This window comes from Knoellia sinensis KCTC 19936 (assembly GCF_000768705.1).
Classification (GTDB): domain Bacteria; phylum Actinomycetota; class Actinomycetes; order Actinomycetales; family Dermatophilaceae; genus Knoellia; species Knoellia sinensis.
In genome coordinates this window covers 183,101-197,833 of the sequence record NZ_AVPJ01000004.1, presented here as the reverse complement: position 1 = coordinate 197,833, position 14,733 = coordinate 183,101, and the positions used below count along the sequence as shown (strand labels likewise).

The following is a 14,733-nucleotide window of genomic DNA, read 5'->3' as shown; positions in this document are numbered from 1 at the left end:
GGCCGTCACCGACTCGTGACCGGGTGTCTCCCAAGTTGTGACCGGAAACGAGGGAACCCGTGACCCACCCAGAGCAGTCTGACTTTCAGTTCCGCGACAGACCGCACAGACATATCTGCTGACGTCCCCGGGCCGCCCCGGGAGAAGTGGAGAGCACCATGAGCACCTTGACCACCCGGCCCACGGGGATGCTGCGTCGTCGACTCATCGGCGCGGCTCTCGCCGGCTTCCTCTGCCTGGCCCTGACCGCCTGCGCTGGCAGCGCCAACGACTCGGCGGATTCGAGCGCCGGCACCGCGGTGGAGGACGGCTCGGCTGCCAAGACCGGCGGTGACGCCGACCGCGCAGTCGGCGCCGTCTCTTCGGAGCAGGCTCGTGCCAGCGTCGGACAGAAGCTCGTTCGCCGCGCCAACCTCCAGCTCAAGGTCGACTCGCTCACGGAGTCGGCGCAGCGGATCCGAGCGATCGCCGCGCAGCAGAGTGGCGCCGTGCTGACGGAGGAGCTCTATTCGGGTGAGGCAGGGCGTGACACCTCGGGGTCCATCACCATCAGCGTGCCTGCCGGCTCACTCGACGCCACCATCGCACTCATCGAGAAGGTGGGCGACGTCCAGTTCCGCACCAGCTCGAGTGAGGACGTGACCGGGACCTACGTCGACACAGAGGCACGGGTGAAGTCGATGACGGCGAGCGTCGCGCGGATCCGCGATCTCCTCTCGAAGGCGTCCACGGTCAACGACCTCGTGGCCCTGGAGAACGAGCTCTCTCAGCGTCAGGCCGAGCTCGACGCCCTCACCGCGCAGCTGGCCAACCTCAAGGACTCGGTGTCGATGTCACCGATCTCGATCTCGTTGTCGACCGATGACTTCGAACCGGTCAGCGCGGGCGGCTTCCTGTCGGGCCTGAAGTCCGGGTGGTCCGCGTTCATGACGTCCATGAGCGTGCTCGTGACGGTGATCGGTGCGGTGCTCCCGTTCGCTGTGGCGACGGGTCTCGTCGCCGCCCCGCTCGTCTGGTGGATGCGTCGCCGACGAAGCGCTCGTCCCGCATTCGGCGCGCCGGTCACCCAGCCGGCCGGGCCAAGCGGGCCGGTGCCGCCGCCGTCAGCGGGCTGAGTGCTCGTGCACGACCTCGACGATCCTCGTGAGGACCTCGGGGTCGGCGTGCGGCGGGACCCCGTGTCCGAGGTTGAAGATGTGGCCCGGGGCGGCGCGGCCCTCTTCGACGATCGCCCGCACGCGTGCCTCGAGCACATCCCAAGGGGCACCCAGCAGAGCGGGATCGAGATTGCCCTGCACGGCATACGAATCGCCCAGTCGCGCCACGGCGTCGGTGAGTGACACGCGGTAGTCGACCCCCACGACGTCGGCGCCCGCGGCGCCCATGAGGTCGAGGAGTTCGCCCGTGCCGACACCGAAATGGATGCGCGGCACACCGAGGTCTGCCACCGCGGAGAGCGCAGCAGCCGAGTGCTTCTGCACGTATGCCGTGTAGTCCGCTCGCGACAGCGCGCCCACCCAGGAGTCGAAGAGTTGGATGGCGCTGGCCCCGGCCTCGATCTGGACGCGGAGGAAGGCCCCCGAGATCTGGGCAAGGCGCTCGCACAGACCGCTCCACAACTCTGGGTCGCCGTGCATGAGCGCCTTGGTCTTCTCATGTGTGCGCGACGGACCACCCTCGACGAGGTAGGACGCGAGCGTGAAGGGCGCGCCGGCGAAGCCGATGAGAGCGGTGGACCCGAGTTCGGCGACCAGTCGCCGGACCGACTCCGTGATGTCCGGAATCGCGTCGGGCGTGAGGTCGGGCAACCGGTCCAGGTCCGCGCGGGTCCGGAACGGCTCCGGCACGACAGGGCCCGTGCCGGGCACGATGTCGAGGTCCACGCCGACGGCAGCGAGCGGGACGACGATGTCGGAGAAGAAGATGGCCGCGTCGACCTTGTGGCGACGCACCGGCTGAAGGGTGATCTCGGTGACGAGGTCAGGGGTGCGGCACGCCTCGAGCATGGCCGTGCCCTCGCGCAGTTCGCGATACTCCGGGAGCGACCGGCCTGCCTGGCGCATGAACCAGACGGGGGTGTGCGGGACCGGCTGACGAGTCGCGGCGAGGACGAGCGGGCTGTCGGAGATCACCGCGTGATCCTCTCACCACTCGCTTGCGTCTGAGGATTCGGTGGTTGTGGCGACGCGCTCCGCGGGCGCAACGAAGCGGGGCGCTCTCAGAGGGAGATGATGGCCGCCCCGGCGAGGGCAAGCACCACACCGACCTGCTGGATCGGACGCAGCCGCTCCCCGAGCACGGCTGTTGCGCACCAGCGACGATTCCCACCCCGGGAGGCGATCACGGCGTGCCCTCGCGCACGAACCCAGCGCGGCAGCATAGTCTCTTCGGGTGGCAACGCGCTCCCTCCCCGGCCGCGAGTCCCCGGAGTTCACCGAGGCACTCGAAGCGCTTCGGCACGTCCGGCTTCGGCCAGAGGTTCGGATCACCGAAGTGCCGGCCCCCCAGCGCATCGCTCCGTATGCCGTGGCCCTCACCGCCGATGTCCTCGGCTCCGCGGGCGACGACGAAGAATTGGCCTCGGGCCGCTTCGTCCTTCTCCACGACCCGTCTGCGCCCGAGCCCTGGGAGGGCGAGTGGAGGGCGGTGACCTTCGCCCGCGCCGAACTCGAGCCGGAGCTGGCCGCAGACCCACTGCTCGGTGAGGTCGGGTGGTCCTGGCTCGTCGACGCGCTCGCACAGCGAGGCGTCAACGCGACGGCCGAGGCCGGCACGGTGACGCGGGTGGTGAGCCAGAGCTTCGCGGGCCTCGCCGACCGTCCGGCGAGCGTCGAGATGGAGGTCCGGGCGTCGTGGACCCCGATCGGCCCCGACGCCGGTGCCCACCTGCTCGCCTGGTCCGATCTCCTGTGCACGATCGCCGGCCTCCCCCCGCTCCCCGAGGGTGTCGTGGCCCTGCCCGGACCGCGTCGCTGACATGGCCGACGACACCCCGACATCGAGCGCGCCCACAGACCCGAGTGACGACGCCGGCACCCCCGACGTCACACCCGCCGAGCCACCCCCTCCGCCCTCCATCCCACTCGACGAGCCAGCAGACGGCATTCCGCAGGTCGTGGAGACCGAGCGCGGCCTGACTCAGGCTGCCGCCGCCATCGCCGCCGGGGAGGGACCCGTCGCAGTCGACGCAGAACGCGCCTCGGGCTACCGCTACGGCCAACGTGCCTACCTCGTGCAGGTGCGCCGCGAGGGATCCGGCACCTGGCTCATCGACCCCATCGCGTGCCCGGACCTCACCCCGCTCAACGACGCCATCGGTCGAGCCGAGTGGATCCTGCACGCCGCAACGCAGGATCTCGCCTGCCTGGCCGAGGTTGGCCTTCGACCACGTCAGCTGTTCGACACCGAGCTCGGCGCCCGCTTGCTCGGGCTTCCCCGCGTGGGCCTGGCGGCCGTCGTCGAGCACTACCTCGGACTCGCTCTGGCCAAGGAGCACTCAGCCGTCGACTGGTCCACCCGCCCACTGCCCGAACCCTGGCTGCGCTATGCAGCCCTCGACGTCGAGGTCCTGACTGAACTGCGCAACCTCATGGGCGTCGACCTCGCACGCCAGGACAAGTCGGAGTGGGCGCGGCAGGAGTTCGACGCGCTGCTCTCCTGGGAGCCGACCGAGCGTGTGGACCCGTGGCGTCGCACGAGCGGTATGAACGCCATTCGCAGCCGCCGCGGGATCGCCGTCGTCCGCGAACTCTGGTACGCCCGTGACGACATCGCGCAGGATCGCGACACTTCGCCGGGCCGAATCCTCCCTGACGCGGCCCTCGTGTCCATCGCGGCCGAGGCACCGACGTCACCGTCGGACCTGCCGTCCGGCCACCGCGCGATCGCGCGCTACGGGCGCCAGTGGGTCGCCGCGGTCAAACGTGCCAATGCCCTCGACGAGGCCGACCTCCCGCCTCGCACCATCCGGTCCGATGGGCCGCCTCCGGCACGGTCGTGGGCCGACAAGGACCCCGTGGCTGCGGCGCGGCTGGCTGAGGCGCGCGCCGAACTCACCACGTTTGCCGAGCAACACGAGATTCCCGTCGAGAACGTCTGCTCACCCGACCCTCTGCGTCGTGTGGTGTGGCGCCCCCCGGCGACGCCCGACGAGGTGTCCTTCGAGGACGCCTTGCTCAGCCACGGTGTGCGCCCGTGGCAGGCCGAGATCGTGGCGCCGATGCTGGCTCGCGCCTTCGTGAACCACCCCGACCCCACCTGACCTGCGCCCCTCCTCGCAACGTCAGCGTCAACGGCGCCTCTAGCAACCATCCACGCTGACGTTGTGGGTGGGGTCCGCGGACGCAGCCACGGCGGGAGGTGAGGTGACGGCTCTCACGGCCACACGGCATACCTGACTAAGCGGGCGCTTAGTAGCCTGTGCGGAGCACCATCCATCTCCGACCAGAGAGGCCCACCGTGCCCCGCACCCTGAATGAGGTCGTCTTCGTCGACGGCGTGCGCACACCGTTCGGCAAGGCCGGCGAGAAGGGCATGTATGCCCAGACCCGCGCCGATGACCTCGTCGTCCGCTGCATCCGCGAACTCCTCAAGCGCAACCCGCAGCTCCCCAAGGACCGCGTCGAGGAGGTCGCCATCGCCGCGACGACCCAGATCGGCGACCAGGGCCTGACGCTCGGCCGCCTGGCCGCACTCCTCTCAGGGCTGCCGAACACGACCCCCGGCTACTCCGTCGACCGCATGTGCGCGGGCGCGATGACTGCCGTGACCAACGTGGCGTCCTCGATCGGCTACGGCGCCTATGACATCGCCATCGCCGGCGGCGTCGAGCACATGGGGCGCCACCCCATGGGTGAGGGCATCGACCCCAACCCGCGGCTCATTGGCGAGAAGCTCGTGGACCAGTCCGCCCTCTCCATGGGCAACACGGCCGAGAACCTGCACGACCGCTTCCCGCAGCTCACCAAGGAGCGCTCCGACGCGTTCGCCGTCGGCAGTCAGACCAAGCTGGCGAAGGCCTACGAGGCTGGCAAGATCCAGCCCGACCTCGTGCCGATGGCCACGCGCCACTCCGAGCGCGGCGCCGGTCTCGCCACCCAGGACGAGCCGCCGCGCCCCGGCACGACGATGGACGAACTGGCCAAGCTCAAGACGCCGTTCCGCCCCCACGGCGCCGTCACCGCGGGCAATGCGGCTGGTCTCAACGACGGTGCCACCGCATGCATCCTCGCGTCCGAGGCCACGGCCGAGGAGCTTGGTCTCCCGGTCAAGATGCGCCTCGTGTCGTTCGGCTTCGTCGGCGTCGAGCCAGAGGTCATGGGCATCGGCCCGGTTCCCGCGACCGAGAAGGCCCTGGCCAAGGCCGGCCTCACCATCGAGGACATCGGTCTGTTCGAGCTCAACGAGGCCTTCGCCGTGCAGGTGCTCGCGTTCCTCGACCACTTCGGCATCGCCGACGACGACCCCCGCGTCAACGAGTACGGCGGCGCCATCGCCACGGGTCACCCGCTCGCCTCCTCCGGCGTCCGCCTCATGACCCAGCTCGCCGCGCAGTTCAAGGAGCACCCCGAGGTCCGCTACGGCCTCACTGCCATGTGCATCGGCATCGGCATGGGTGGCTCCGTCATCTGGGAGAACCCGCACCACGCCGACTACGGGAAGGACGCCTGAGATGGCCGACACCACCATCACCAAGACACCCCAGGCTTCCGAGGCCCGTGAAGCTCGCGGCGAGGTCGTGACCCACGCACTCGTCCAGGACGTCGCCCTCGCCGGGGACGCCGGCACGCTGGCACTCATCACGCTCGACAACGGCTTCGACCACACCAAGCCCAACACGTTCGGACCCGAGGGCATCGCGGAGCTCCAGGGCGTCGTCGACAGCCTGCGCACGCGCGCCGAGGCCGGCGAGATCCAGGCGGTCGGCCTCACCGGCAAGCCGTTCATCTTCGCCGTCGGCGCCGACCTCACCGGAGTCCCTGGCGTCGCCAGCCGCGAACAGGCCCTCGCGATCGCCCAGTCCGGACACAAGGCCTTCGGCGCCATCATGGACCTGCCGGTCCCGACGTTCGCGTTCATCAACGGCGCCGCCATGGGTGGCGGTGTCGAGGTCGCGCTCGCCGCCGACTACCGCACCATCAGTGGAGCGGTCCCGGCCCTTGCGCTGCCCGAGACCTTCCTCGGGCTCGTCCCCGGCTGGGGCGGCTGCTACCTCCTGCCCAACCTCGTCGGTCCGGCCAACGCGCTCAAGGTCATCATCGAGAACCCGATGAACATGAACAAGATGCTCAGCGGTCCGGCAGCCTTCAAGCTCGGCATCGCCGACCTCCTGCTCGAGCCGGCCGACTTCCTCGAGGAGTCAATCGCGTGGGCGGGCAAGGTCGTCACCGGTGAGGTGAAGGTCGAGCGTCCCGAGGTCTCGCGCGACGAGGCCGAGTGGGGCGCCGCCCTCAAGACCGCCAAGGGCCTCGTGCTCGCCAAGACCGCCGGCCGCTCCCCCGGTCCGCTGCGCGCGCTCGAACTCGTCGAGGCCGCCCGCACCGCCACGCGCGACGAGGCGTTCGCCGCTGAGGACCAGGCCCTGGCCGACCTCCTCATGGCCGACGAGCTTCGCGCCGGTCTGTATTCCTTCGACCTCGTGCAGCGTCGGGCCAAGCGCCCGGCCGGTGCGCCCGACAAGGCCCTGGCCCGCAAGGTCACCAAGGTCGGTGTCGTCGGCGCCGGCCTCATGGCCAGCCAGCTGGCGCTCCTCTTCGCCCGCAACCTGCGTGTTCCGGTCGTCATGACCGACCTGGACGAGGAGCGAGTGGCCAAGGGTGTTGCCTATGTGCACGCCGAGATCGCCAAGTCCCTCGAGGCCGGCAAGATCGGGCGCGACCGCGCCAACCACCTCACCAGCCTCGTCACCGGATCGACGACCAAGGACGGCTTCGCCGACGCCGACCTCGTCATCGAGGCCGTCTTCGAGGAGATGTCGGTCAAGAAGCAGGTCTGGGCCGAGGTCGAGGCTGTCGTCTCCCCCGAGTGCATCCTGGCCTCGAACACGAGCTCGCTCTCGATCACCGAGATGGCTGAGGAGCTCCAGCACCCCGAGCGGGTCGTGGGTCTGCACTTCTTCAACCCGGTGGCCGTCATGCCTCTGCTCGAGATCATCCCCGGTGACAAGACCGACGACGCCGCGCTCGCGACGGCGTTCGCCACGGGCAAGGGTCTGAAGAAGACGACGATCCTCGTCAAGGACTCGGCCTCCTTCATCGTCAACCGTCTGCTGGGCCGCTTCATGGGCGAGTTCAGCAAGATCGTCGACGAGGGCACGCCGGTGCAGGTCGCGGAGAAGGCCGTCGCCGGTCTCGCACCGATGCCGCCGTTCGTCCTCCTCGGCCTCGTGGGCCCGGCGATCGCGCTGCACAACAGCGAGACCCTGCACCGGGCCTTCGGCGACCGCTTCCACGTCTCGCCCAACCTCCAGAAGATGGTCGAGCTCAAGAAGCCGGGCTACTACCAGATCGTCGACGGCAAGCCGGTCGTCGACCCCGAGGTCGAGGCAGCCTTCATCGCCCCCGCGAACCCGGTCGAACTCGACGTTGCCCAGGTTCGCGAGCGGATCCTGTCCGTCCTCGCCGAGGAGGTCGGCCTCATGCTCAAGGAGGGCGTCGCACAGGCGCCGATGGACATCGACCTCGCGCTCATCACGGGTGCCGGCTTCCAGTTCTGGAACGGTGGTCTCACCCCCTTGCTCGACCGTGAGGGCATCTCCGAGAAGGTCGTCGGACAGCGGTTCCTTCCGGCAGGCGCGGCCAGCGTTCCTGCCTGATCACGCAACGGCGAGCGGCCGGCATACCGAGGAATGGGTATGCCGGCCGCTGGCCTTTCCGGGCGCGCTCGGCTTGCGTTATCTCATATCTGACATACTCTGGAACGCATGACTGAGTCCAGCTACCTCACCCGGATCGGCACCCTGATCAGGGACGCGCGACGCCACCAGGGCCTGACCCAGAATGAGCTCGCCGACAAGCTCGGCACGAGCCAGAGTGCCGTCGCCCGCATCGAACAGGGCCGCCAGAACCTCAGCCTCGAGATGCTCGCCCGCGTCGGCGAGACGCTCGGCAGTGAGTTCGTCTCCCTCGGCCACAGCGGCCCCCAGCACCTGCGGATCGTCGGCGGCGCCAAGCTGTCCGGCTCCATCCCCGTCAAGACGTCCAAGAACGCGGCTGTCGGCCTCCTCTGCGCCGCGCTGCTCAACAAGGGGCGCACGACCCTGCGCAACCTCGCGCGCATCGAGGAGGTCAACCGGATCATCGAGGTCCTCACCTCGATGGGAGTCAAGGTGCGCTGGCTCGACGGCACGAGCGACCTCGAGATCATCCCGCCGGCGACGCTCGACCTCGGCGCCATCGACGTGGCCGCGGCCCGTCGCACCCGCACCGTCATCATGTTCCTCGGTCCGCTGCTCCACCAGTTCGACACGTTCTCCCTGCCCTACGCCGGTGGCTGTGACCTCGGCACGCGCACCGTTGAGCCGCACCTGATGACGTTGCAGTCGTTCGGCCTTGACGTGGCAGCGACGCACGGCTTCTACGAGGCCAAGGTCGACAAGAGCAAGACCCCCGACAAGCCCATCGTCCTCACCGAGCGTGGCGACACGGTCACCGAGAACGTCCTCTTCGCGGCCGCCCTGAACCCGGGCACGACAGTCATCCGCAACGCCTCCTCGAACTACATGGTCCAGGACGTGTGCTTCTTCCTCGAGCGCCTCGGCGTCAAGATCGAGGGCATCGGCACGACCACGCTCACGGTCACCGGCCTGGAGTCGATCGACGTCGACGTCGACTACTCCCCCAGTGAGGACCCGATCGAGGCCATGAGCCTCATCGCCGCCGCCGTCGTCACGGAGTCCTCGATCACGATCGAGCGTGCTCCGATCGAGTTCCTCGAGATCGAGCTCGCCACGCTGGACGGGATGGGCCTGCAGTACGAGATCTCGGACGAGTACCTCGCCAAGAACGGCCACACCCGCCTGGCCGACATCACGATCCTGCCGAGCAAGCTCACGGCCCCGATCGACAAGATCGCACCGATGCCCTTCCCCGGGCTCAACATCGACAACCTGCCCTTCTTCGCGCTCATCGCAGCCTGCGCCGAGGGCACGACGATGATCCACGACTGGGTCTACGAGAACCGCGCCATCTATCTCACCGAGCTGACCAAGGTTGGCGCCCAGGTGCAGCTGCTCGACCCCCACCGCGTGATGATCACGGGGCGCACAGCGAAGTGGCGCCCGGCCGAGGTCATGTGCCCGCCAGCATTGCGTCCGGGCGTGGTCGTGCTCCTCGCGATGCTCGCCGCCAATGGCACGTCGGTGCTGCGCAACGTCTATGTCATCAACCGTGGCTATGAGGACCTCGCTGAGCGTCTCAACGCTCTCGGCGCGACCATCGAGATCTTCCGCGACATTTGACCTTGAGTTCTGACTGGGGCGACCTGCGCCGCTGGCCGGACGTCGAGGCGGCCAACCTGCTGGCGTGGGACGCCAGCGATCGGCTGATCCTCGACGAGGCCGGAGCGTTGGTCCGGGAGGTCGGGGACGTCGTCGTCATCGGCGATCGCCACGGGGCTCTCACGCTCGGGGCCCTCGAGGCCGGTGCGAGCCGGGTGCGCGTCCATCAGGACGGGATCCTCGGTGAGCGTGCGCTCCTCGCCAACGCCGCTCGCCGTGGGTTGGGTCGCGGCGAATCCGGTATGCCGTTCACGCACCTTCCGCTCGACGCGTCACTCGTCGATGGCGCGCGTCTTGTCCTCGTGCAACTCCCCCGCTCCCTCGATGAGTTGGACGAGATCGCCCAGCTCGTCGCGGCTCATGGCCACCCAGACGTGCGCGTTGTGGCTGGCGGCCGGGTCAAGCACATGTCCCGGTCGATGAATGACGTTCTCCTGCAGTCGTTCCAGACCGTGAGTGCCAGCCTCGCCCGTCAGAAGTCCCGCGTGCTTCACGCCGGGCGGCCACGTGCGGGTGTGACCGTGACCTGGCCGCGACGGCAGCATCACGACGATGTCGGCCTCACGCTGGTCGCACACGGCGGGGTCTTCGCCGGGACCACGGTCGACATCGGGACCCGGCTCCTCCTCGACCACCTGTCCTCGATGAGGACGGCAGAGCGAGCCATTGACCTCGCCTGCGGCAACGGGGTCGTCGCAAGCGCCCTGGCGCTCGCACGCCCGGAGGTGCAGGTCCTCGCGACCGATCAGTCGGCCGCTGCCGTCGCTTCGGCGCGAGCAACGGCTGATGCCAACGGTTTCAGCGATCGCGTCACCGTGTCCCGCGCTGATGGGCTGGAGTCGGAGCTGGACTCGTCGGCCCAACTCATCATCCTCAATCCACCCTTCCACGTTGGTGCCGCCGTCCACACCGGCCTGGCCGAGCGACTCTTCGCCGACGCCGGCCGCGTCCTCGAACCCGGGGGCGAACTCTGGGCCGTCTGGAACTCGCCCCTGAACTACCGGCCCATTCTCGACAGGGTCATCGGCTCCACCAGGCAGGTCGAGCGCACGAGCAAGTTCACCGTGACGTCCTCCCGCAAACGCACCTGACACAAGCAGTCGAGAGTAGAAGAAGTCCCGCCTCAGCATGGCTGAGGCGGGACTTCTTCTACTCTCGACTGCCTTTCAGTGGGCGGTCCAGCCGCCGTCCATGGTGAACGACGATCCGGAGATCGAGTTCGACGACGGACCGCAGAGGAACGCCACCAGGTCCGCGACCTCGGGAGGCTCGATGAGCCGCTTGACGGCCACCGGCGTCAGCATGACCTTCTCGAGGACCTCCGACTCGGCGATGCCGTGCGTCCTCGCCTGGTCGGCCACCTGCTTCTCCACCAAGGGAGTCCGGACGTAGGCCGGGTTGACGCAGTTGCTCGTGACGCCCTTGTCTCCGGCCTCGAGGGCGACCACCTTGCTCAGCCCCTCGAGTCCATGCTTGGCAGCCACATAGGCCGACTTGAACCCGCTGGCTCGCAGTCCGTGCACCGACGAGATGTTGACCACGCGACCCCACCCACCGGCATACATGTGGGGAAGGCACGCACGCACGAGCCGGAACGGCGAGAGCAGCATGATCCGGTGGATCCGTTCGAACTCCTCGACCGGGAACTCGTGGACCGGAGCGACGTGCTGGATGCCCGCGTTGTTCACGAGGACGTCCACGTCCGTGGGCAGCGCGTCGTGCGCATTGAGGTCCGAGAGGTCGACGACCCAGGGCGTGACCTTCTCGCCCCCGACCCGTGAGACCAGCTCGTCGAGCGCGCCCTTGTCGATGTCGACTGCGTGCACGTGCGCTCCCTCGGCGGCCAGACGTTCGACCACCGCCGCACCGATCCCGCTGCCCGCACCGGTGACGAGCGCGGTCCGCCCGTCAAGCATCGCCGCGCCCCCTCGATGCCATGCCACTCCGGATCCGCTCGATGAAGTCGGCGGCCGTTCCCCAGATGCCCTTGCGGAACAGCAGGACGATGATGATGAAGATCGCGCCGGTGATGATGCCGATGCCGTTGAAGCCGGAGGACGCAAGCTGGTCCTCGAGGAGCACGACGACTGCGGCGCCGAGCGGGCCACCCCAGAGGGTGCCGATGCCGCCGAGGACGGTCATGAGCACGACCTTGCCGGACGTCGTCCAGACGAGTTCCTGGAGTGAGGCGAACCCGTGGCTCACGGAGAAGACGCCGCCGGCGAGGCCTGCGATGCCTGCCGAGATGACGAACACCATGATCTTGTAGCGCTCGACGTCGTAGCCCAGAGCACGGGCCCGAGCCGGGTTGTCGCGGATGGCGAGCAGGACTCGGCCGAACGGGGAGGACACCGTGCGCCAGGCGATGAAGGCACCGAGCAGGATGATCGGCAGGGCCGCGTAGTAGAAGTAGAACGAGTCCGTCTCGACGAGCTCGATACCGAAGAACGTCTTCGGGATGCCCTGGAGCCCGTTCTCGCCACCGGTGATGTCGCTGGCCTGGTTGGCGATGAAGTACAGCATCTGCGCGAAGGCAAGGGTCACCATCGCGAAGTAGATCCCCGTGCGGCGCACCGCGAGGTAGCCCGTCGGGATGGCGATGAGCATCGCGGCGAGGGTGCCACCGAGGATGGCCACCGGGAACGGCACCCCGACCTGGGTTGCGATGTATCCCGTGGTGTAGGCCGACATACCCCAGAAGGCAGCGTGGCCGAAGCTGAGCAGACCGGTGAAGCCGAGGAGCAGGTCGACCGAGATGGCGAACAGGCCCCAGGCGAGGATGTCCATGGCCACCGGCGGGTAGATGTACCACGGCAGCGCGAGGACGACGAGCAGCGCGACGACAAGGAGCGCTGCGCGGACGAACGGGTTCAGACGACGCTCGGGAGCAGCCGAGGCTGCGGTCTCGACGCGAACCGTGTCGGTGAGTTGGGCGCTCATGCGACCTCCTCCCTTCCGAAGAGTCCGGCCGGACGGATGAGGACGACCGCGGCCATGAGGACGAAGATGAGGACCTGGGACAGCTGCCCGTAGTAGCCCTGCCCATAGGCCTCGACAAGACCCACGAGGAACCCGGCGACGACGGCGCCGAGGATGGACCCGAGTCCTCCGATGACCACGATCGCGAACAGGATGATGATGAAGTTGCTGCCCATGTCGGCGTTGATCGCACGGTAGGGAGCTGCGAGCACCCCGGCCAGTCCGGCGAGGGCGATGCCGAAGCCGAAGACAGGCGTCACCCAGCGAGCGACGTTGATCCCCAGGGCACGAGAGCGCTCTGCATCCTCGGTCGCGGCGCGAACGATCATGCCGACCCGGGTCTTGGTGAGGATCATCCACACGGCTAGGCAGATGACAACCGCGAAGGCCGCCGCGAACAGCTGGTAGACCGAAAGATCGACAGAGCCGATCGTGAAGCGACCCTCAAGGCCAGCCGGCACCTGGTACTTCAGGGACGAGACGCCGAACTGGCGCTTCATGACGTCCACCGTCAGGAGCGTGAGACCGAAGGTCAGCAGGAAGTTGTAGAGCGGATCAAGTCTGAGCAGCCACTGGACGAGCAGCCGCTCGACGAGGACCCCGAAGAAGAACATGATCACGGGGACGATCACAAGCGCCGGCCAGAAGCCCAGGTCGAAGTGCTGCAACAGGAGTGCCGCGACCATTGCGCCGAGCATGTAGCACGCACCGTGGCTGAAGTTGACCACGCCGAGCACGCCGAAGATCACCGCCAGCCCGAGCGCTGCGAGCGCATAGAACCCCCCGGCCGCAAGGCCTTGCAGGGTGTATTGCAGGAACTCGGTCACCGGTGTTCCCTCTCTCGTTCGGTAGTGGTTCGTTCACAGCGCGGTCCGGACGTATGCCGTCCGCGCAGGTTTGGGCCTCGCCACCGGCCGCGTGCCGCCCGCCCGATTGAACGGGCGGCACGCTGGCCAGGGCGAGTTCGCGCCGACGACGAACCGTCGGCGCGGGGTGTCACATCTTGCAGTCGGCCGAAACGGTCGGGTTGAAGGCCTCGGCTGCGGGGATCGTCTTGATGATCTCCTCGTAGTCCCACTCCTCCTTGACGTTGGCCTTGTCCTTCACCTTGACGAGGTAGGCGTCGTGGAGCACGCGGTGGTCCCCGGCGCGGATCTCGCCGTTGCGGAGGAAGACGTCGTTGACCTTCTTGCCCTCGAGCTTGGCGACGACGTCGTCGGAGCCGTCAGTGCCGGCCTCCTGGATGGCCTCGAGGTACTGCAGGGCCGCGGAGTAGTTGCCGGCGTGGGCGAAGGACGGACGGGTGTTCGTCTTCTCCTTGAACTTGTCGGCCCAGGCCTTGCTCTCGGCGTCCATGTTCCAGTACCACGCGTCGGTGAACGTCGTGCCTGCGAACTGCTCGACACCGAGCGTGTGGATGTCGGTGATGAACATGAGGCCGACCGCGAGGGTGGTCTTGCCCTGGAGTCCGGCCTGGTTGTACTGCTTGACGAAGTTCACCAGGTCACCACCGGCGGCCATGATGCCGATGACGTCGGGCTTGCTCGACTCGGCCTTGGTGATGAAGGTGGCGAAGTTGTCGTTCGGGAACGGCGTCGCGATCGACTGCTGGACCGTGCCGCCACCCTTCTCGACCGCCGCGGTGAACGACTTGGTCATGTCCTGACCGAAGGCGTAGTCGGGGTAGACGATCGACCAGTTCTTGCCGCCCTCGCCGACAAGGACGGTGCCGGTGCCGTTGGCGAGCATGTAGGTGTCGTACGCCCAGTGGAAGGTGTACTTGTTGCAGGACTTGCCGGTCAGGGCCGTCGTCGCAGCACCCACGTTGATGTGGAGCTTCTTCTTCGCCTTGGCCTGCGTGGCCACGGCGAGAGCGGCCGACGAGGTCGGCACGTCGAGGATGATGTCGGCCTTGTCGCGGTCGTACATCTCCTGCGCCTTGGTGTTGGCGATGTCAGGCTTGTTCTGGTGGTCGGCCATGACGATCTCGATGTTCTTCGCGACCGCGTCGTCGCCGTACTTCGCCTTGTAGTCGGCGATCGCCATCTCGATGGCGACCTTCGAGTTCGGGCCCGACAGGTCCTTGTAGACGCCGGACTGGTCGTTGAGCAGACCGAGGACGACCTTGTCGTCACTGAGCTTGCTGTCGCCACCGGACGCGGGGCCACCGCCGGCGCTGCCGCAGGCCGTGAGGACGAGGCCGGAGCTGGCGACCATGGCCGCGAGGCTGATCATTCTGGTGTGTCGCATGTTCCCCT

Annotated in this window: 13 protein-coding genes; 7 read left to right on the top strand and 6 right to left on the bottom strand. The window is 68.1% G+C overall.

All coding sequences use genetic code 11. From position 1 onward, the window contains the following. The first annotated feature begins 158 nt into the window (after positions 1–158). Positions 159–1,115, top strand: coding sequence for a DUF4349 domain-containing protein (locus N802_RS07310; protein WP_035914151.1), 957 nt, complete (start codon positions 159–161; stop codon positions 1,113–1,115). Here the strand turns inward: N802_RS07310 and hemE are convergent. Continuing rightward, the gene (gene hemE, locus N802_RS07305; RefSeq protein WP_035914149.1) at positions 1,104–2,132 is read right to left on the bottom strand and encodes a uroporphyrinogen decarboxylase; all 1,029 of its coding nucleotides are present in this window, start codon (positions 2,130–2,132) and stop codon (positions 1,104–1,106) included. The genes N802_RS07310 and hemE overlap by 12 nt on opposite strands. Positions 2,133–2,218: 86 nt before the next feature. Next, positions 2,219–2,344, bottom strand: a complete 126-nt coding sequence (locus N802_RS21005; protein ID WP_281175137.1) for a hypothetical protein — start codon at positions 2,342–2,344, stop codon at positions 2,219–2,221. Positions 2,345–2,391: 47 nt separating this feature from the next. Between N802_RS21005 and N802_RS07300 the strand changes: the two genes are divergently transcribed. The 6 genes from N802_RS07300 to N802_RS07275 all read left to right on the top strand — a co-directional run bounded on the left by N802_RS07300 (position 2,392) and on the right by N802_RS07275 (position 10,587). Further along, positions 2,392–2,976 carry a DUF3000 domain-containing protein gene (locus N802_RS07300; RefSeq protein ID WP_035914147.1) on the top strand — a complete coding sequence of 195 codons (585 nt, stop codon included), beginning with the start codon at positions 2,392–2,394 and terminating at the stop codon, positions 2,974–2,976. A 1-nt stretch (position 2,977) separates the two neighbouring features. Next, complete coding sequence (locus N802_RS07295; protein ID WP_035914458.1) at positions 2,978–4,261, top strand: HRDC domain-containing protein; 1,284 nt, start codon at positions 2,978–2,980, stop codon at positions 4,259–4,261. Positions 4,262–4,458: 197 nt separating this feature from the next. Then, positions 4,459–5,670 (top strand): thiolase family protein, encoded by a 1,212-nt coding sequence (locus tag N802_RS07290; RefSeq protein ID WP_035914144.1) that lies wholly within the window; start codon positions 4,459–4,461, stop codon positions 5,668–5,670. A 1-nt stretch (position 5,671) separates the two neighbouring features. Next, complete coding sequence (locus N802_RS07285; RefSeq protein ID WP_035914141.1) at positions 5,672–7,813, top strand: 3-hydroxyacyl-CoA dehydrogenase NAD-binding domain-containing protein; 2,142 nt, start codon at positions 5,672–5,674, stop codon at positions 7,811–7,813. A gap of 108 nt (positions 7,814–7,921) precedes the next feature. Beyond that, the gene (locus N802_RS07280; RefSeq protein ID WP_035914138.1) at positions 7,922–9,457 is read left to right on the top strand and encodes a helix-turn-helix domain-containing protein; all 1,536 of its coding nucleotides are present in this window, start codon (positions 7,922–7,924) and stop codon (positions 9,455–9,457) included. A gap of 2 nt (positions 9,458–9,459) precedes the next feature. Then, positions 9,460–10,587 (top strand): class I SAM-dependent methyltransferase, encoded by a 1,128-nt coding sequence (locus N802_RS07275; RefSeq protein ID WP_084071963.1) that lies wholly within the window; start codon positions 9,460–9,462, stop codon positions 10,585–10,587. A gap of 75 nt (positions 10,588–10,662) precedes the next feature. On the opposite strand, the gene N802_RS07270 is transcribed toward N802_RS07275, so the two are convergent. The 4 genes from N802_RS07270 to N802_RS07255 form a co-directional block, all read right to left on the bottom strand. After that, positions 10,663–11,412 carry a 3-hydroxybutyrate dehydrogenase gene (locus tag N802_RS07270; RefSeq protein ID WP_035914132.1) on the bottom strand — a complete coding sequence of 250 codons (750 nt, stop codon included), beginning with the start codon at positions 11,410–11,412 and terminating at the stop codon, positions 10,663–10,665. Further along, entirely contained in the window at positions 11,405–12,436 is a 1,032-nt protein-coding gene (locus N802_RS07265) for a branched-chain amino acid ABC transporter permease (RefSeq protein WP_035914131.1), read from the bottom strand. The genes N802_RS07270 and N802_RS07265 overlap by 8 nt, the downstream gene beginning before the upstream one ends. After that, complete coding sequence (locus tag N802_RS07260) at positions 12,433–13,302, bottom strand: branched-chain amino acid ABC transporter permease (protein ID WP_035914129.1); 870 nt, start codon at positions 13,300–13,302, stop codon at positions 12,433–12,435. The genes N802_RS07265 and N802_RS07260 overlap by 4 nt, the downstream gene beginning before the upstream one ends. Before the next feature lie 169 nt (positions 13,303–13,471). Then, the gene (locus N802_RS07255; RefSeq protein WP_035914127.1) at positions 13,472–14,725 is read right to left on the bottom strand and encodes an ABC transporter substrate-binding protein; all 1,254 of its coding nucleotides are present in this window, start codon (positions 14,723–14,725) and stop codon (positions 13,472–13,474) included. Between the last annotated feature and the right edge of the window lie 8 nt (positions 14,726–14,733).